The organism is Planococcus glaciei (assembly GCF_900099655.1).
Taxonomy (GTDB): domain Bacteria; phylum Bacillota; class Bacilli; order Bacillales_A; family Planococcaceae; genus Planococcus; species Planococcus glaciei.
This window is the reverse complement of the sequence record NZ_FNDC01000016.1, coordinates 1-18,435: the sequence shown is the minus strand read 5'-3', so window position 1 is coordinate 18,435 and position 18,435 is coordinate 1. Positions and strand designations below refer to the sequence as shown.

Annotated in this window: 17 protein-coding genes and 1 other annotated feature; of the genes, 2 read left to right on the top strand and 15 right to left on the bottom strand. The window is 46.7% G+C overall.

The window, feature by feature from the left end:
• Positions 1 to 24: 24 nt before the first annotated feature.
• The 6 genes from BLQ32_RS16650 to zapA form a co-directional block, all read right to left on the bottom strand.
• Positions 25 to 1,716, bottom strand: coding sequence for an AMP-binding protein (locus BLQ32_RS16650; protein ID WP_074511295.1), 1,692 nt, complete (start codon positions 1,714 to 1,716; stop codon positions 25 to 27).
• A gap of 287 nt (positions 1,717 to 2,003) precedes the next feature.
• A complete protein-coding gene (locus tag BLQ32_RS16645) occupies positions 2,004 to 2,414 on the bottom strand; it encodes a DUF350 domain-containing protein (RefSeq protein WP_036806044.1) in 411 nt (136 codons plus the stop codon).
• Between the two features lie 23 nt (positions 2,415 to 2,437).
• On the bottom strand, positions 2,438 to 4,798 hold the full coding sequence (locus BLQ32_RS16640) for an endonuclease MutS2 (RefSeq protein ID WP_074511294.1): 2,361 nt from the start codon (positions 4,796 to 4,798) through the stop codon (positions 2,438 to 2,440).
• Positions 4,799 to 4,810: 12 nt separating this feature from the next.
• Positions 4,811 to 6,514 carry a DNA polymerase/3'-5' exonuclease PolX gene (gene polX, locus BLQ32_RS16635; protein ID WP_074511292.1) on the bottom strand — a complete coding sequence of 568 codons (1,704 nt, stop codon included), beginning with the start codon at positions 6,512 to 6,514 and terminating at the stop codon, positions 4,811 to 4,813.
• Between the two features lie 62 nt (positions 6,515 to 6,576).
• Entirely contained in the window at positions 6,577 to 7,113 is a 537-nt protein-coding gene (locus tag BLQ32_RS16630) for a CvpA family protein (RefSeq protein ID WP_036806269.1), read from the bottom strand.
• 5 nt (positions 7,114 to 7,118) lie between these two features.
• Complete coding sequence (zapA, locus tag BLQ32_RS16625; protein ID WP_036806034.1) at positions 7,119 to 7,379, bottom strand: cell division protein ZapA; 261 nt, start codon at positions 7,377 to 7,379, stop codon at positions 7,119 to 7,121.
• A gap of 83 nt (positions 7,380 to 7,462) precedes the next feature.
• Between zapA and rnhC the strand changes: the two genes are divergently transcribed.
• The gene (rnhC, locus tag BLQ32_RS16620; protein WP_074511290.1) at positions 7,463 to 8,398 is read left to right on the top strand and encodes a ribonuclease HIII; all 936 of its coding nucleotides are present in this window, start codon (positions 7,463 to 7,465) and stop codon (positions 8,396 to 8,398) included.
• Between the two features lie 168 nt (positions 8,399 to 8,566).
• On the opposite strand, the gene BLQ32_RS16615 is transcribed toward rnhC, so the two are convergent.
• The 9 genes from BLQ32_RS16615 to BLQ32_RS16575 all read right to left on the bottom strand — a co-directional run bounded on the left by BLQ32_RS16615 (position 8,567) and on the right by BLQ32_RS16575 (position 18,112).
• Complete coding sequence (locus BLQ32_RS16615; RefSeq protein WP_074511289.1) at positions 8,567 to 10,054, bottom strand: hypothetical protein; 1,488 nt, start codon at positions 10,052 to 10,054, stop codon at positions 8,567 to 8,569.
• Between the two features lie 86 nt (positions 10,055 to 10,140).
• Positions 10,141 to 10,611, bottom strand: coding sequence for a type IV pilus modification PilV family protein (locus BLQ32_RS16610; RefSeq protein ID WP_074511287.1), 471 nt, complete (start codon positions 10,609 to 10,611; stop codon positions 10,141 to 10,143).
• 221 nt (positions 10,612 to 10,832) lie between these two features.
• Positions 10,833 to 13,232, bottom strand: coding sequence for a phenylalanine--tRNA ligase subunit beta (gene pheT, locus BLQ32_RS16605; protein WP_074511285.1), 2,400 nt, complete (start codon positions 13,230 to 13,232; stop codon positions 10,833 to 10,835).
• Between the two features lie 14 nt (positions 13,233 to 13,246).
• Positions 13,247 to 14,284 carry a phenylalanine--tRNA ligase subunit alpha gene (gene pheS / locus BLQ32_RS16600; protein ID WP_074511284.1) on the bottom strand — a complete coding sequence of 346 codons (1,038 nt, stop codon included), beginning with the start codon at positions 14,282 to 14,284 and terminating at the stop codon, positions 13,247 to 13,249.
• 39 nt (positions 14,285 to 14,323) lie between these two features.
• Positions 14,324 to 14,554, bottom strand: a binding site (T-box leader).
• 45 nt (positions 14,555 to 14,599) lie between these two features.
• Complete coding sequence (locus tag BLQ32_RS16595) at positions 14,600 to 15,367, bottom strand: TrmH family RNA methyltransferase (RefSeq protein WP_074511282.1); 768 nt, start codon at positions 15,365 to 15,367, stop codon at positions 14,600 to 14,602.
• A gap of 321 nt (positions 15,368 to 15,688) precedes the next feature.
• Positions 15,689 to 16,138: a small multi-drug export protein gene (locus BLQ32_RS16590; protein ID WP_074511280.1), complete on the bottom strand. Its 450-nt coding sequence runs from the start codon at positions 16,136 to 16,138 to the stop codon at positions 15,689 to 15,691.
• Positions 16,135 to 16,635: a hypothetical protein gene (locus tag BLQ32_RS16585; RefSeq protein WP_074511278.1), complete on the bottom strand. Its 501-nt coding sequence runs from the start codon at positions 16,633 to 16,635 to the stop codon at positions 16,135 to 16,137. The genes BLQ32_RS16590 and BLQ32_RS16585 overlap by 4 nt, the downstream gene beginning before the upstream one ends.
• Entirely contained in the window at positions 16,625 to 16,840 is a 216-nt protein-coding gene (locus tag BLQ32_RS16580; protein WP_036804728.1) for a helix-turn-helix transcriptional regulator, read from the bottom strand. Before BLQ32_RS16580 ends, BLQ32_RS16585 begins: the two co-directional genes overlap by 11 nt.
• A gap of 333 nt (positions 16,841 to 17,173) precedes the next feature.
• A complete protein-coding gene (locus BLQ32_RS16575) occupies positions 17,174 to 18,112 on the bottom strand; it encodes a nuclease-related domain-containing protein (RefSeq protein ID WP_083335384.1) in 939 nt (312 codons plus the stop codon).
• Between the two features lie 102 nt (positions 18,113 to 18,214).
• Here BLQ32_RS16575 and BLQ32_RS16570 point away from each other — a divergent pair.
• A partial coding sequence (locus tag BLQ32_RS16570; protein ID WP_139150572.1) for a terminase gpP N-terminus-related DNA-binding protein occupies positions 18,215 to 18,435 on the top strand: 221 nt, incomplete at its 3' end.

Here is an 18,435-nt window from a genome sequence, read left to right as displayed (position 1 = left end):
CCCAACGACCGCAGATTTTCTTTGTCACGATGGAACGGCTTCGTCCTGCTTGGCGATTTCTTCATCAACCAGCGAACGCCGCAGAATTTTTCCGACTGCGGTTTTTGGCAGCTCTTTGCGGAACTCGTAAATGCGCGGTACTTTGAACGAAGCCAAATGTTCACGGCAATACGTGTTGAATTCTTCTTCTGACACATTATACCCTTCTTTTTGGACAATGTATGCTTTCACCGTTTCTCCGCGGTAAGCATCCGGCACTCCGGCAACTACGCATTCCTGGACGGCTTCGTGTTCATACAGCACTTCTTCGATTTCGCGCGGATAGATATTGAAACCGCCGGCGATAATCATGTCTTTTTTGCGGTCGACAATAAAGAAGAACCCTTCATCATTCATATAACCAAGGTCGCCGGTCAATAGCCAGCCGTCTACAATGGTTGCCGCGGTATCTTCAGGGCGTTTCCAATAGCCTTTCATCACCTGCGGCCCTTTGATCGCAATTTCACCGATCTGGCCGTTCGGAACAGGGTCTGTTGTTCCGGGAAGGAAAATTTTGCAGTCGGTGTCCGGATACGGCATTCCGATTGAGCCTTTTACCCGTTCTCCCCACAGCAAATTGGAATGCGTGACAGGGGAAGTTTCAGTCAGCCCGTAGCCTTCCACCAACTTCCCGCCGGTGATTTTTTCGAACTTTTCCTGCACATCTGCCGGCAGCGGCGCAGAACCGCTGAGGCACGCTTCAATGGATGACAAATCGTATTTCCCGATATCCGGATGGTTCATCAAACCGATGTAAAGCGTCGGTGCTCCAGGGAACAGCGTCGGTTTTTGCTTGTTGATCGTTTTCAATGCCGTTTCCGGCTCGAATTTCGGCAGCAGCACCATACGGTTGCCCTGCATGACCGACAGGATGAGGACCGTCGTCAAGCCGTATACGTGGAACAGTGGAATGATGCCCATAATGGTTTCTTCACCGTTCATGCCTTTATAGAGCCAGCTGTCGCACATTGTCGCGTTGGAAATCAGGTTTTTATGCGTCAGCATAACCCCTTTCGGCGAACCGGTAGTGCCTCCGGTATACTGCAGGAGCGCCAAATCCTCTTCAAAATCAAACGGCGTTGTCGCGACTTCGGTTGAAGCAACTTTCATAATTTCCGTAAACAAATGGTTGATGCCGCGGTGTTCGACTTTCACCGTCATGCCGTACTGTTTTTTCTGCACCATCGGATAGACCAGGTTTTTCGGGAACGGCAGGTAGTCTTTGATGCCGGTAATGATGACATTTTCCAATTTTGTCTCTTTGACCACTTTTGAAATCCGCGGGAACAAAATATCGAGCGATACAATGGCCTTAGCCCCTGAATCATTCATTTGATAAGCGATTTCCCGTTCGGTGTAAAGCGGATTGGTCATGACCACGACGCCTCCGGCATACAAGACTCCGTAAAAGCTGATCACGGCTTGCGGACAGTTGGGCAGCATTATGGAAACGCGGTCCCCTTTTTTGATGCCAAGCGTCTGCAAGTAATTGGCGAAGCGTTTTGAGGAATCATACAGTTCGTGGTAAGTGATGTCTTTTCCCAAAAAGTGGATGGCCACTTTGTCCGGAAACTTTTCGTATGCATGGGTCAGATATTCCTGGACCGGCATGCTTGGATACGAAAGCGTGTGAGGCACTTCGGGCGGATAATGGGCGAGCCACGGCTTTTCAGTCATTCTTTTTTCCCCCTTTTGAACTTGAGAATAGTGCGAATATTCCTATTTTTATTATAACGTTTCTTGATAGCGCTTTCAATAGTGAATGACGGCTCATTTCTGATATTCGTAAATTTATCTTTTCAGCTTCTTCATCCGTTCACTTTTAGTCCAATAAAAAAACGGCGCAGCGCTGGGCTGGCCGTTCTCTTTTAAATCACGAACAGAAAAACAATTCCGACGATGACGAATAAGATGCAAAAAACGAATAAAATTTTAATGAGGTTTTCCATTGCCCACAACTCCTATTAAATACTTGCGCCAACGACGTAAGACAGTCCGACTGAAATGGTCAATGAAATAAATCCGACGGAGCGGTTGTCATTTTCAATTTCCTGGTCCACATTGAACTTCGGCGTCAGGAATTCAAACAGCAGGTACGCAAAAATCAGCAGTGAAAATCCATACAGCCCCCAGCCGATCATTTGCGCCAGCGAGTTATGCTCTTCAATGGAAAAACGGAAGATGTTCGTGACCCCGAAAATTTTGCCTCCGGTTGCCATCGCTACTGCCAAATTCCCTTTTTTAATTTCTTCCCAGTTTTTATACTTGGTGACGATTTCAAAAATCACCATGGAAACGATCAAACACAATACAACCACACTGAAGTATCCAGCTGTTTCTACCAGTGGATGCGTCCAAAAACCTGTTTCTGACATACCTCATTCTCCCCTATACTGAATCACTTTAACTCAGCGACTGTAACGCCAGAGCCGCCTTCCCCTGCTTCGCCGAAGCGGTAACTTTTCACTCGCGGATGTTTTTTCAAGTATTGCTGGACGCCTTGGCGAAGGGCTCCCGTCCCTTTTCCATGAATGATGGAAACTTGATGGTAATTAGATAGTAACGCATCATCGATGTATTTTTCAACACGCACTATTGCATCTTCATACCGTTCTCCGCGAAGATCCAATTCCAATTTCACATGGCTGTCCCGGTTTTTAAGCGTAGCCATCGTTCTCGTTTCTTTTTGTTTTTCCGGTTTGGTGTACTGAAGATCGGTTTCCGGCAGCTTCATTTTCAAGATGCCGATTTGCACAATCCATTCATTGGCGGATACTTTTTCCACCAGCGTCCCTTTTTGGCCGAATGAAATGACTTTCACTTCATCGTTCGGCTTCAATTCCCGCGTTTGATTGGCTTTAGCCGCTTTTTTCAGTACACGGTTTTCAGGCATGGCTGCTTCCAGGCGTTTTTTGGCATCAATCAACTGATGTTCTTTGATGCTCGACGCCTGGTCCATTTGCATTTTGCGCAGTTCGGACATGACGCCTTCTGCTTCTCGTGTCGCCTGTTCGACAATTTTACGTGCTTTTTCTTTCGCTTTTTCTTCCAGCTTCTCTTTCTGGTTTTCGTATTGCTTTAATTGTTCTTCCAAATCTTTTTTCAAATGTTCCGCTTGTTCCAAGAGCTCTTTGGACTGCTCGGCATCCCGCTCCGATTCTCTCCGGCTCTTCTCGAGAGACGCGATCATCGAATCGACTTCTCTGCGGTCCGTGCCGGTAAAGCTCTGGGCGTGTTTAATGATGTGTTCAGGCAAGCCGAGGCGCTTTGAAATTTCAAATGCGTTGCTTCGCCCTGGCACACCGATCAGCAAGCGGTAAGTCGGGCTCAAGGTTTCCACGTCAAATTCGACGCTGGCGTTCTCGACACCCGGCCGGTTGTAGGCATAAGCTTTCAGTTCCGGATAATGCGTCGTCGCAATGACGCGTGCGCCGCGGCCGTGCACTTCATCAAGAAGCGAAATGGCCAAGGCCGCACCTTCCTGCGGGTCCGTGCCGGCACCCAGTTCATCAAAAATCACCAATGAATGTTCATCGAATTTCGTTAAGATGTCAACAATGTTGACCATATGCGAAGAAAACGTACTCAAGCTTTGTTCGATCGACTGTTCGTCTCCGATGTCCGCAAAGACCTGGTCGAAAACGGCAAGTTCCGAACCGTCAAGCGCCGGAATCGGCAAGCCTGCCTGCGCCATCAGCGTGAATAGGCCGACCGTTTTCAAGGTGACGGTTTTCCCGCCCGTGTTCGGCCCGGTAATGACAATTGCCGTTACATCCCGGCCGAACTCGATGTCGTTTGCCACCACTTCATCGATTGAAATCAACGGATGGCGGGCTTTCCGTAAATTGATGTAGCCTTCTGTGTTCATTTCCGGTTTGGAGCATTTCTTTGCCGAACCGTATTTGGCTTTCGCGAGAATCAAATCGATTTCGCCAAGCACTTCAACCAGTTCAAAGAGCTCATGCGCCACTTCCTGCACTTGGGCTGAAAGCATTTGGAGGATGCGGTCGATTTCTTCTTTTTCTTTCATTTTCAAACGGCGCACTTCGTTATTGGCTTGGACGACTGCGTCCGGCTCAATAAACAAGGTCTGTCCGGATGACGACTGGTCATGGACGATGCCGCCGTAATGGCTGCGGTATTCCTGTTTGACCGGAATTACGTAGCGGTCGTTGCGGATCGTGACAATCGAGTCCGACAGCATTTTCGATGCGTTTTTGCCACGGATCAGGCTTTCCAGGCGTTCGCGCACCCGGCTTTCCTGGGCGCGCAATTGCTGGCGGATTGTGCGCAGCGTGGAACTGGCACTGTCGAGTACTCCCCCGTTGTCGTCGATGCACATATTGATGTCGTGTTCCAATGCGGTCAAAATCGGCATCGATTCTTTCTTTTCCAGGAAATGCGGGATTTGAATATCCCCTTCTTCACGGATGCCTTCAAAGAATTGGCGAAGGATGCGGCTTGCCCGGATCGTCGATGATACTTCCATCAATTCCATCGGGCTTAAACTTCCGCCGATCTGTGCGCGTTTTGCGTGCATGCGGATGTCAAAAATGCCGCCCATCGGCACATTCCCTTTTACGCGGAGCACCTGCGCTCCTTCATCCATTTCTTCCAGCAGGCGGTTGACTTCATTTATATCGGTCGATGGCAAAAGCTCATCGATTTTGGCTTTTCCAAGCGAAGACGTGCAGTATTTTGCCACTTCATCGCGGATTTTATAAAATTCGAGCGTTCTCAATGCGCGTTCAGCGATCAAGCGAGACCCCTCCTATTTTTTCAGGTATTCTTTCAATTTTTCCAATGGCCATGTGTTGACGACATTGTCCTTTTTCAGCCAGGCTTTTTGGGCATGGCGGACACCGATGGCCATCACGTCGAGCTGTTCAATGGCATGTGCGTCTGTATTGATGGCTACCGGCACGCCTTTTTCCTGCGCCATTTCCAGGTGTTCCACTGCCAAGTCCAAACGGTACGGACTAGCATTGAGTTCGACAATTTTGCCGTATTCTTTTGCCCAGTCGAGCAATTGTTCCATATCCGGGTCATACCCGCCGCGCTGTCCGACAATGCGGCCCGTTGGGTGTGCAATCATGTCGACATGCGGATTTTTCATCGCCGTCAACAAGCGAGCCATAATCTGTTCCTGCGGCTGCTGGAAACTCGAATGAATGCTTGCGATGACAAAATCAAGCTGTTCGAGCACGCTATCGTCAAAATCGAGCGTACCGTCCGGCAGGATGTCCATTTCTGTGCCCGACAGCACTTCGATGTCATCGTATTTTTCATTCAGCTCGCGGATTTCCGCGTTCTGTTTCAATAAGCGCTCCGGCGTTAAGCCGTTGGCGACTTTCAAGTACTCGGAATGGTCGGTGATGACCATATAATTATAGTTATGGGCACGGCATGCATCAATCATTTCGGTCAGTGAATGGGCTCCGTCCGACCAAGTCGTGTGCATGTGCATGTCTCCTTGGATATCCGCCAAGTCAACCAGCTTCGGAATGTCATCCAATAAATCCAGTTCCCGGCCATCTTCCCGCACCGTCGGCGGAATGAACGGCAAACCAAAATGAGCATAAAAATCGGCTTCGGATGCAAAAGTCGCCACCGTTCCGTCTTCCTGCTCTACGCCGTATTCACTGATTTTCTTGTTCTGCGATTTCGCAAGCTGCCGCATTTTCACGTTATGGTCTTTCGATCCCGTGAAGTGGTGCAGCGCCGTAACGAATTCTTCCGGCGCAACGAGGCGGAAATCGATGTCGATCGGATCCTGGAATTCCACTGTCACCGAAACCTTTGTATCCCCGGAAGCGATGGTTTCCTGAATCGGCAATGCATCGATCAATTGTTCTTTAACGATTGCCGGCTGTGCGGTAGCGACGATAAAATCGAGGTCTTTGCTCGTTTCTTTCGTGCGCCGGTAGCTGCCTGCCACTGAGTATTCGCTCACTTCTTCGATTCCGGACAAGACTCCATTGATAAATTCCACCGCTTCTTCTGTTTTCCAGATTGGGTGGCGCCCCGGTTTGGAATCGAATTCCATCAATTCCTTCAATATCTTCTCTTCGGATTTCGGCCCGAAGCCTGGCAGTTTCTGGATCTGGTGGTCAAGGCAAGCCTGTTTTAACGATTCAGCGGAATCGATGCCCAGTTCTTTATAAAGCTTGGCAATTTTCTTGCCGCCCATGCCCTGCAGCTTCATCAACGGCACAAGCCCTTTTGGCACTTCTTCCTGCAGTTCTTCGAGCACAGACGATTTGCCATTCTCCATTAAGTCGAGAATGACGTCGCCCGTCCCTTTGCCGATGCCTTTCAGTTTTGTCACATCGTCGATTTCATCCAGGCTGCGCTGGTCAAGTTCAAGCGCCTGTGCCGCTTTGCGGAATGCCGATACTTTGAACGGGTTTTCCCCTTTAAGTTCCATATACAATGCAATTTTTTCAAGTGTTCTGATGATAATTTTTTTATTCATCCCAGAGCCCTCCAGTAATTTTGACTTAAAAAAACTTCCCTCGGCAAGAGAGAAGTTTTTGGTTACGTATAAATATACCACCATTCTTTTACTTTCTCAGAGAAATAAGGCGTTCGTTCGAGCATCGACTGCGCAATGCCTGAGTTCTCGAGCTGGTTTTGGACCGCATCCATCGGAAGCAGCGCAAACACGTAAATGAAAATGAACAGGAGTATGTATACTTCGATAAATCCTAAAACCGCCCCTAATATTCTGCTGACAAATCCAAGGACCGGCAGATATTTGAGAAAATCGAACATCGTTGCAATCAGCTGCAAACCGAATTTCACCACAAAGAAAATCAGCGCGAATGCAAAAAGCTGGTAGAAGGTTTGATCCAGGTCAAGCTGTTCGATGGCGATGGTAAACCGTGATTCATCATTGACAGCCGGGTATGGCACCCACAGCACAAAATAATCAGCCAACGGTTTGTAGTAAAGATAAGCAACGACGAGTGCGACAATAAACCCTACCATGTGGATCAGCTGGAGCACAAGGCCCCTTTTGGCGCCGACAATGATGCCGCCAATCAGCAAAATCAATAAAATAATATCAAGCATGTCCGTCAACCCTTCAACTTTCTCAATTCATTTTCTAATTGTTCTACCCGCTCTTTCAGTTTAAGATTATCATGTACCGTATTTACTGCTGTCAGTACAGCGAGCTTTGAACTGTCGAGAGATGGGGCCACCGCATGGATTTCACGCATCTTCTTGTCCACAATCGATGCGACGGACTCCATATGTGCAGAAGTCTCAGCGCCGACGATTTTATAAGTATAGCCATATATCTTTACCGAAGTGCGGATTTTGTGATCCTCTGCCAATGTACCATCCCTCCTTAGAAATTCTATATATAATCATAACATGAACCGAACCAGAATGTGAATTATTAGAAAGGAGACCCACCATGTCGAATACCGTGCTCCAACTTCCCGAGGAAAGTCTCCTCCAAGTGATCAATCATTACGAAAAAAAGCAGATTGCGGCGAAAGCACCGTACATCCGTTTTACTGCAAAATTGACCGATACTGTCGTGACCGTCTACAAATCCGGCAAGGTGATGTTCCAAGGCGCCGGCGCTGAGCGCGAAGCTGCCCGCTGGGGTTCCGCCTCCCCTTCCGCCGCTAAAACCGTCTCCACTAAAGGCGATACGCTGCCGCCGGATTTTGCGAACAAATCCGTTCTTGGCTCGGATGAAACCGGCACCGGTGATTTCTTCGGTCCCATCACAGTAGCGGCCTGTTACGTCCCTGCTGAAGGAGTGGCGCTTGCCCATGAACTCGGCGTAAAAGACTCGAAGCAATTGACCGACGACTACATGCGGAAAATCGCGCCGGATTTAAAAGAAGCATTTATCCATAGCGTGCTGACGCTAAAAAATGACAAGTACAATGCCGTCCAAAGCAAAGGCTGGTCCCAAGGAAAAATCAAAGCGCTGCTGCACAATCAAGCCTTGAAGCATGTCCTGCGCAAGATGGCGCCTGAAAAACCCGATGCCATCCTGATCGACCAGTTTGCTGAACGCGGCATCTACTATAAACACATTAAAGACGAAGAGGAAATTATCCGTGAAAACGTCCTGTTTTCTACAAAAGCGGAAGGCCTTCACGTGTCTGTCGCCTGCGCATCGATCATCGCCCGCGTTGCTTTCCTGGAAGAAATGGACGCGCTCAGCCGAAAAGCCGGCGTCACGCTGCCGAAAGGCGCCGGGAAAATCGTCGATGAAGCGGCAGCGAAGATCTTGTTGAAGCACGGTGAAGAGTTTTTGCAGTCGGTGACGAAAGTGCATTTTGCGAATACGAAGAAAGCGAAGGATTTGGCTTTTAAACGGCGTTCTAAATGAGATGAAGATCTGTTCGAAAACTCGGGGTGTTTCTCGGGTTTTTTATTAGTTTTAGTAGTTTTTGGAATAATCTTATATTAACATATCATTGTAATAAATGGTAAAACTTTTTAAGGATTAAGTACTAGAGAGAATGAAAAAACGGAACCCGAGGATTCCGTTAATTGATTAAGGTTGCGGTTGGTAGTCTACGTCCATTTCTAAGTCCCAATCTAACTCGGAGATTAGCAGCGGCAAACTGAATTTCTCTTTACCTTCAACATTGTAGTTGATGGATACGCCACAGCTTTCTAGGAATTTTGTGGCATCGTTAAAGTATACTACTTTTTGAGTTGTAGGCTGCGGCGTTGGAGTTTTGGAACTAGAATAGAGATAAATTTTCCCTGTGCCTTTTACTGCTATATCTGAGTTGCTTTGGCCATTATCATTGCTCGTATCGATAGTAGTAAATAGAGTACTAGGAGAGGGTGTTATTCCGTCAAGATTTACGCAAAGTTTTGTGCCATCATTAATGGTGATTTTACTAGCAGTATAAGTACTTTTCGCACTATTACCTACATTAATAATTGTATTGTTAACGATATTTTGGTTATTTTGAAAAGTGATAACTTCCGCAACAATGAAATTATTATTTGTATGCTTATTTGTATTTTGAAAAGCTAATAGACCTTTATAGTAAAGAGTCAGGTTATCAGTTTGATTGATATTCGTATTAGTAGTAATTGTACCTCCATCCGCTAATATCGGGATATTGTAAGCATTAAAGTTATTCATCTGATTCGGAAATTGATCTACTTTAATATAAAATGAACTATCTACCCCTACTTCACGTAATTTCTGTAAATATTCTTCATTTATCACTCCACTAAATTTACACGGTGGCATAGTCTTAGTGATAGCGGAAACAGCAGGGCAACTTCCCAAAGGTTTGTTAGTCAATTGAGGAAAGAAATTTGTCACTTCTGTAATTGGCTGCCCCCACTTCACTTCTACCTCTGAAACGGCGCTATCATCAAAAAATGGAACTTCAGGAAAACTAAGGTCTGAAGAAAGAGTTTTTGTTCTTTGTGCAGTTGGAGTTGCAGAGCCACTTTGGACTACATTACTTTTTTCTCCAGCTACATTAATTGTTAACTTAATCGACTTGTCTGTACTGCTCATCGGCATAATTGTAAGATCTTTTAATTTATGAGTAAGCGTATCGCTGATAACGACTTTATTCGCATTAGTTTTTAGATTATTAAGTTCAGTACTCATCTTAGTAAAGAATTCATTTCTTAAGTCTTCGTCGTATTTATCAATATTGCATTTAATCCAAACCTGCATCGCTTGACCTGCTACAACAGGACAGCCAATATTTATCGACTGATGATTTGGGTACTTTTTCACTTCTGTTTCTAGTTCCGCTTTCTTCACCAAAGCTTTTGCATTTATCTCTGCATAAACTTTAGCAAAAATATTTTCTGCTTCTTTTGAATATTTTTCTACACCCATCTCAGCAGCTGTTACAGCTAGATTTCCTTGATCGACCGTTTGTTCCTGTTTTGCATGGCTAAGAGAAGCTTGAATAAATACCGCAGAGAAACTCAAGAACAACACAATCATTAACAACGCAATGACCAGCGTATATCCTTCCTCTTCTTTCAATTTTTTCAATACAATCAGACCCCCTCAATTTAATACTAATAAATCAGAATTCAACTTCATCTTTGAAGCTTTTCTTTTTCATAAAGGTTATCTTCTTAGCTGCCTTCAATATATCCAAAAGTCTCGCTATTGAACGTATCACCAGACTTTACTATTAAATGAACTTGATACAATTTTTCAATGCCTGTTTGTCCGGTGAATTTAGGATCTTCATAAAAACGCAATTCATAACGGTAATCGCCTTCATTTTTCTCCAGATAATGAATTACTTTACCTCCAGCATCCACTTCATTCTTCGCTGCTTTTCGAACATAAAGACTTATAGGATCTGTTTCTAACTTGCTTAATATCTCAATCTGCGCACCTGTAAAAGTCATCCCTTTTATCTCGCTCATCTCCTGCCGCGCAAGATTCATCGTATCCAGCTTCGTATACGTCTTATCATTAAATAATGTCATTTGAGAAAAAACGCTCATGATGCCAACGAATACAATTCCCAATAAAACTAGAGTGGCCAAAATTTCTACCAGTGTTAATCCTTGCTCATTTTTCATCAGTTTTTTCACTGTGCTCCTCCTTCTTATAGGAATTTATGGACCGGGACATCACTTATGCCATTTTTACTACTAAAATCCCTTTATTCCCAGTTTATCACAGGAAAAATAATTTACTAGTTCTTTTTAATTATTAAGAAGCAGAAAATAGATGCTTCCGACCTGTTTAATTACACAAAAAAGCGGAATCACAAGGATTCCGCTTCGTTTGATAATTCAATTTTCCTATCTAATTAGCTGCGCAACTCAGCGCCCACTTCAGTCAACGCACTCAAAACTTTCTCATGAGCATTCGTCACTTCTTCGTCTGTCAACGTTTTTTCAGGGTCGAAGTATGTCAATGAGAATGCCACTGACTTTTTGCCTTCTTCCATCTTGTCGCCTTCGTACAAGTCAAAGACGCGCACGTCTTTCAACAGTTTGCCGCCTGCGTTGCGGATGACCGCTTCGATCGTACCGGCTTCAACGATTTTTGAAAGAACCAAAGCAACGTCACGTGAAATCGACGGGTAGCGCGGCACGGGTGTGTACACTAGTGCATCCAGCTGAACTTCCAATAAAGCCGAAAGGTTCAGTTCCATCACAACAGTATTTTTCAAATCGCGTGCTTTTTGTTCGGTCGGGTGAAGCTGTCCAATCACACCAATCCGGTTGCCGTTCAGCATGATGAAGGCGGTGCGTCCCGGGTGCAATCCGTCCATCTGGCCGCGTTCGAATGCCAGTTCAACGCCCAGGCGATTCGCCAAACCTTCGACAATGCCTTTCAGCACAAAGAAGTCGACTTCTTTCTTCTCGCCTTGCCAGCTATGGTCTAGCCATAAGCCGGTCATGGCGATTGCCAGATGCTCTTCTTCGTTCAATAATTCATCGTCGGCTTTCAAGAACACAGCGCCTGTTTCATACAAAGCAACCGAATCCATTCTTCTGGCTGTGTTGTACGATACCGATTCCAATAAATGCGGCAGCAAGCTTTGGCGCAGTGTGCTGCGTTCTTCACTCATCGGCATCAACAGTTTTGTGGTTTCCGTTTCCGTCAATGCAAATTGCGTCGCTGATTTCTCAGACGTCAGTGAATACGTCGTCGCCTGAAGGAGGCCAGCCCCTTCTAGCACTTTGCGGACGATGCGGCGCTTTTCCTGGTACGGCGTCAGGCCGCCCGGTGCTGCTTCTGTTACCGGAAGCGTTGCCGGAATTTCATCGTAGCCGTAGAGGCGAGCGATTTCTTCCACAACATCTTCTTCTATTTGAATGTCCTGGCGGCGTGTCGGCACGGAAATCACCAATTGGCCGTTGATGGCATCGGTATTGAATTTCAAGCGGCCGAGGATTTCCATCATGTCCTCAAATGGAATCTTCATGCCAAGACGCGTATTGATAAAGTCCGGAGACACTTTCACGATTTTTTCTTCACGGTCCAGCTGATCGAACACAAGCGATCCTGCCAGCACTTCCCCGCCTGCAAGTTCCGCAATCAAACTTGCGGCACGTTCTGCGGCCGGGATGACGCGGTTCGGGTCCACGCCTTTTTCATAGCGCGAACTTGCATCGCTGCGGAGGCCATGGTCTTTCGACGTCTGGCGGATCGAACCTGATGCGAAATAGGCGGATTCAATGACAATTGTCGTTGTCGAATTGCTGACTTCCGAGTTGGCTCCGCCCATCACGCCTGCAAGCGCTACAGGTTCTTCGCCGTTTGTGATCACCAGGTTATGTGCAGATAAGGTGCGTTCGGTATCATCCAGCGTTGTAATTTTCTCGCCTTCTTTTGCCTGGCGGACCGTGATATTTCCTGTTTTCAATGAATCGTAGTCAAACGCATGTAGCGGCTGGCCGTATTCCATCAAGACATAGTTCGTCACATCGACCACGTTGTTGTGCGGACGAACACCGGCAGCCATCAAACGCTGCTGCAGCCACATCGGCGATTCCTTCACTTCGATGTTGCGGATCACTTTCGCAACGTATAACGGATTCGCTTCCGGTGAATCGACGTTCAACGACAGCATAGATTCCGCAGAATCAGCTGCTTCCGTGTAATTTGATTCCGGCAATTTGACGTCTTCCGAAAGAATGGCTCCTACTTCATAAGCCACACCAAGCATGCTCATGGCATCGGCGCGGTTCGGCGTAAGCCCAAGTTCAAGCACGGTATCATCCAAATCGAAGTTTGCAATGACGTCGCTTCCGACTTCCGCATCTTCCGGCAATACATAAATGCCTTCTGCATACGCTTTTGGCACAAGCTTGCCTTCAATGCCCAGTTCCTGAAGCGAGCAAATCATGCCGTTTGATTCTTCGCCGCGCAGTTTGGCCTTTTTAATTTTCATGCCGCCGGGCAGGTTAGCACCTGGACGAGCCACGATGACTTTTTGGCCTGCTGCAATGTTCGGCGCACCGCAGATGATCTGTGTTGTTTCTTCGCCGACGTTTACTTGGCAAATTGATAGTTTATCCGCTTCCGGATGTTTGACGCATGATTCTACGTAGCCAACTACGACATTTGTCATGCCGTGGGAACGGTCGATCACCGCATCCACTTCGATGCCGGAGCGCGTAATTTTTTCACCCAAATCAGCAGGTGCCAAGTCTTGTGTATCTATATAATCTTTCAGCCATTTAATGGATACTAACATGTATTATTTCCTCCTTAAACTTCAGTGCGTTGGAATTGGGATAAAAAGCGGACGTCGTTCGTATAGAAGTGGCGGATGTCTTCAACGCCGTACTTCAGCATTGCGATGCGCTCAGGCCCCATGCCGAAAGCGAATCCAGTCAGGCGTTTTGAGTCATAGCCTGCCATTTCCAGTACGTTCGGATGCACCATGCCGGCACCCAAAATTTCAAGCCAGCCGGTTTTCTTGCAGACGTTGCAGCCCGACCCGCCGCATTTGAAGCAGGAGATGTCCATTTCAACGGACGGCTCCGTGAACGGGAAGAAGCTTGGGCGCAGACGGATTTCGCGGTCGTCTCCGAACATTTTCTTCGCGAACACTTGAAGCGTCCCCTTAAGGTCGCTCATGCGGATGTCTTCGCCGATGACCAATCCTTCGATTTGCGTGAACTGGTGTGAATGCGTCGCGTCATCGCTGTCGCGGCGGTACACTTTCCCGGGGCAAATGATTTTGATTGGTTCGCCTTTTTTGATTTCCATCGTGCGTGCCTGAACAGGCGACGTATGCGTACGCAGCAAGATTTCGTCTGTTATATAGAAGGTATCCTGCATATCGCGTGCCGGATGGCCTTTTGGCAAATTTAAAGCTTCGAAGTTATAGTAGTCTTTTTCCACTTCCGGGCCTTCAGCGATTTCGTAGCTCATTGAAACGAAAAGATCTTCGATTTCTTCAACGACGCGCGTCAACGGATGTGAGTTTCCTGTTTTAACAGGACGCCCCGGCAAGGTGATGTCGATCGTTTCGCTTTGCAGTTTTTCGTTGATCGCCTGTTCTTCCAGGATCGCCATGCGCTCTTCAAGAGACGCCGTCACTTCCTCGCGGATAACGTTGACAAGCGCCCCCATTTTCGGACGTTCTTCGGCAGGGAGTTTTCCCATGCCTTTCAATAGATCCGTAATCGGGCCTTTTTTTCCTAAATACGCCACACGGACATCGTTCAATTCTTTTACGTTTGTTGACGCTGAAATTTTCTCTAGCGCTTCTGTTTTCAATTCTTGCAATTGTGCTTCCATCTTTTCTCCTCCTTTAAACAGTAAAAAGCCCCGTCCCAGAAAAGGGACGAGGCATTATTCGCGGTACCACCCTAGTTAATGCGCACAAGGCGCAATCACTCATTTACGTAACGGCTCTTCACCGGCCTGTCTTTACAGCATTGCTGCTGGTCCCGTCAGGCAGCTCGCGGGGTGAACTTCCGAGGCGTTTTGCATATCCGCACTCCCAGTCAAGGTGCAGACTCCCTTTATGCATGCGCGCGACGTACTCTTCCCGGTCACAGCTTTTCATTATTTACTCTTTCATTATACGAAATCCTGTAAGTTTAATCAAACTTAGTTTTTCGGCACCAGGCTGTACAGCAAGATGCCCGTTGCAACTGCTACGTTCAAGGATTCAGCAGCGCCGTAAAGCGGCACAACCAAATTCTGGTCCGTCTGCTGCAATAGGACCGGATCCACGCCGCTGCCTTCGTTGCCGACAAGCAAAGCGAATTGCTCCTGGCTTTCAGCTTCATGTACCGGTGTTGCGTTGAGGAGTGCCGTTCCATACACCGGAATGCTGCGCTCTTTTAATGCTGGCAGCCATTCCACCAATTCCCCTTTGACAACCGGGATCTGGAAATTCGAGCCTTGCGCCGACCGGACCGTTTTCGGATTGTACGGGTCAGCACAGCCTTTTCCAAGAACAACTGCATCCATGCCGCTCGCCAAAGCCGTGCGGATCATTGTGCCGATATTGCCGGGATCCTGTACAGCATCAATCAATAATAATTTCGTCCACGTCTGCTGCTCTTCTTCCGAGAATTCCGGCTGCTCACAGTGGGCGAAAATTCCTTGCGAGTGCTCCGTTTCCGAAATCTCTTTTGCTACCTGGGCCGTCACTGAGTATTGCGGTACATCCGATACGTCCCATTCTTCCGGAATGTCGACGCCTTCCCGGACAATCAGCGATTTGATCAAGCTTTTCTTTTTCACTGCCTCTTCCGTCAAATGAAAGCCTTCCACCAGAAATTCCGCAAATTTATCGCGTTCTTTCCGGGTCGTGACAAGCTTTTTCCAGTGCTTGACGAGTGAGTTTTGAGTGGATTCGATTCTTTTCATGTTTCGTTCACGCCTTTATTTCAGAATAGCTTAAGTATAGCATACAGAAATGCGCAGGCGCCCATGTAGATTCGACGGGCATAAGACGAATCGGCGAAGCGGCGCTATTTGCCGCACAGCCGGGTTGGCTTATGACCCCGAAAATCTGGGCGCCGGAGTCTGGACATCGAAAAGCGCAGGTGCCTCGCAAGGCCCGACAAGCGCTGGAGGGCTTGGCATGAATGGCGCCCTTTGTCATTCGGGCCATGACCGAAGCGACCTCGAGGGCCTAGGCACCGGAGTCTGGACATCGAAATACGCAGGCGCCTTGCAGCTTGTGACTTAAAGTTCTCTTGTGAAAAAGTCAAAGCCAAGTGCGGTCAGAATGCCGAAAACCAATGTCCAGGCGGCGATGCTGATGGTCAGCCAAATGGTCGTATTCTTTTTTGTCGCTCCGAGCGTCATACCGATGAAAGCGGCAATGTGCGTTCCAATCAAAATCGGACCAAGCATCGCGAGCCCAGGCAAGCCGTATTTATTCCAGATCTTCTTGGCACGCTCGCTTTTTTTATTTTGCGCCTTGCCTTTCGCTTCCTGCCGCTTGAGGTACCAGACTTTAAACCGGTCAAAGCCGATGATCAATGCAAGAACCGTCAGCATGTTGCCGACAAACGCCAATACCATAACCCAAAGGGGCGACAACCCCCAGACGATGCCGAGCGGAACAACCACTGCGATTTCAAACCATGGAACTGCGGCTCCCAAAAAAACAAGAAAATATTCGTAGATCATTCTGCGTCCTCCTTCAAATGGCTTCTGACTTCACGGTAATAAATCCAGTATTGGCCAAGCGCAACCAGTAAGATGCCCCAAATGATGAATAGTTTCGGAAGCGGCAAGATCATGGCAAACGCCGCTAATAAAGGCAGGCTCCACGTGATGAAGGTATACACTTTTTGAGCCGCTTTTCTTGTGATGTACGTCATTCCTTCATCCTGCTCCAGGTATTCAGGCGGCCGGATGGAGAACGCGGAAACTTTTTGGTGTGGATTGTTTTTATTGTGCTTACGAAGCTGATAAGCGAATACTGCAAGCAGAATGAAATAAAGCAGAAGTGCAATCATTGCAAAAAGGCTCTGTGTTCCTCCTATGCTTATCATAATGCTGTTCTCTGTTTCTGTATTGACCACTTCAGTCACTGGTGAGCTTAACCCATAAGCAAATGCGCCGAGCAAAATAATAAACCCCATCTGCCATAGCGGATACTGCAATCGAAAATCATTTTTCATCTCTTTCATCCCCTTCCAACCAGAATAATTCATCCACATTTGTTTGAAGCGCCTTCGCTAGTTTCAACGCCAGCGTAATCGACGGCGAAAACTCCCCTTTTTCAATAAATGCAATCGTTTGCCGCGTGACATCCACTTGCTTGCCTAGATCACTTTGCGTAAACCCGTACCGCGCCCGCAGCTCCTTCACCCGATTCTTCAGCATTCGCTTCCTCCTTTATTCGTTTTCATGTTCGGTTTATATAACATAATGTACATTATACTTAACATTAAGTAAAGTATTATTTACATGATTTTGATATAATCGGGCCGCTGAATGCGGCCTAGGCATATTAAAAGCCCTCCGCTGGCGGAGGGCTAAAGGTTTTAAAAACCGAGATGAAAGGCTGGAATGGATGCTTTTCGCGGACGAAAAGCGGAAAAAATACTTCACCAACTTTTTATCTGCGATAATCTTTATTTATCTGCGATTAAATAGTTTTATCTGTGATACTAATTTTTTATCTGCGTTACTGGCAATTTATCTGCGGTTCTAGAATTATATCTGCGATTCCAACATTTTAAGGCTCTTGAGCTCATTTCTTAACCGATATTTCCTTCCCTTTCGTTCACCTGACTCTTCTAAGTTCAATCCGGTAATTAAACGAGTTGCTACCGGTTGAGATTCAATAGTACAGAACTCACGAAATTGACGATTAGAAATTGTATTACCAATCAATGAAAAGTATTCACTGACTGCATAAGCATGAGCATACAAGGCTTTCTTACCACATTTTTTACATTTCCATCTTTTATTCTTTCGTTCCATGGAATAATATTTGCACTTATAACACCGCACTCCCGCTCTTAACTCCTTCGGATCCAACCGATATTGTTCATACAAAGGAATCCGCTGGTAAGGCACTTGGTTGTCAGCAATCGCGCTCTTAACGTTCATTAATCTATGTGAGGCTGTACTTTGAGGATAATTTTGAAGAATGATGTGTAGATAATTCACCATCTGATACGTTTTGCAAAAGAACTTATCTTTTGGCTTTGAGATGAATTCGCATTGTTTGGGGGTAAACACTATGAGGCCGTCAATCGGCAAGTTGATTTTCTGAAGTTTAAACCAGGCTTCGAGAAAGCGCATATGCTTGTTTAATTGAATGACCGGATCTTCCATCACTGTTTTTTCTTCAATTTCATTGAATCTGTAAAACTCGCCTGTAGCTTCATCAAAATGAATTTTTCCGCTGATATTCTTCGATTCGATGATCAAGGCACAGCGGTCTGTCAGCAGCAGCCCGTCCATCTGCACTCTCCAATCACCAATCGCTAAATTGAGATTCCAAATGATGTGATGCTCTTCTTCACTATAAAACTCCTTGAACTTCTTTTTCATTCGGGCTTCGCCCAACTTTCCGGCTTTGCTCCGGTACAGCTCCACTTCGAAAAACTTTCGATGCGAATGTTCCTCCGGCAACCGATTTAACAAGCATGTCACCGCCGGTGATAAAATACCCAATAACGCCGTTTTAAAATTCCCCATTTATCAAGGATAATCGACATATACCACGTTGCAGAGGAGTATGTGTCGATGTTGAAAATGGAGGAATTTTTTATGATTCGGGAATTGTATCAAAAGGGATGGTCGTTAACAGCCATTGCCCAAGAGACCGGCTTTGACCGGAAAACCATCCGCAAATACATAAACGCCGAAAAGCTCCCTCGGAGCTCCAAGCGAACGAAACGGGCAAGCAAGTTAGATCCGTATAAACCCTACTTGCTTCAACGAATCCAGGAAGGCACCACGAATTG

Coding starts and splice junctions, on each gene's coding strand:
- BLQ32_RS16650 (WP_074511295.1), bottom strand. CDS start 1,716: ATGACTGAAAAGCCGTGGCTCGCCCATTATCCGCCCGAAGTGCCTCAC.
- BLQ32_RS16645 (WP_036806044.1), bottom strand. CDS start 2,414: ATGTCAGAAACAGGTTTTTGGACGCATCCACTGGTAGAAACAGCTGGA.
- polX (WP_074511292.1), bottom strand. CDS start 6,514: ATGAATAAAAAAATTATCATCAGAACACTTGAAAAAATTGCATTGTAT.
- BLQ32_RS16630 (WP_036806269.1), bottom strand. CDS start 7,113: ATGCTTGATATTATTTTATTGATTTTGCTGATTGGCGGCATCATTGTC.
- rnhC (WP_074511290.1), top strand. CDS start 7,463: ATGTCGAATACCGTGCTCCAACTTCCCGAGGAAAGTCTCCTCCAAGTG.
- pheT (WP_074511285.1), bottom strand. CDS start 13,232: ATGTTAGTATCCATTAAATGGCTGAAAGATTATATAGATACACAAGAC.
- pheS (WP_074511284.1), bottom strand. CDS start 14,284: ATGGAAGCACAATTGCAAGAATTGAAAACAGAAGCGCTAGAGAAAATT.
- BLQ32_RS16595 (WP_074511282.1), bottom strand. CDS start 15,367: ATGAAAAGAATCGAATCCACTCAAAACTCACTCGTCAAGCACTGGAAA.
- BLQ32_RS16590 (WP_074511280.1), bottom strand. CDS start 16,138: ATGATCTACGAATATTTTCTTGTTTTTTTGGGAGCCGCAGTTCCATGG.
- BLQ32_RS16585 (WP_074511278.1), bottom strand. CDS start 16,635: ATGAAAAATGATTTTCGATTGCAGTATCCGCTATGGCAGATGGGGTTT.
- BLQ32_RS16580 (WP_036804728.1), bottom strand. CDS start 16,840: ATGCTGAAGAATCGGGTGAAGGAGCTGCGGGCGCGGTACGGGTTTACG.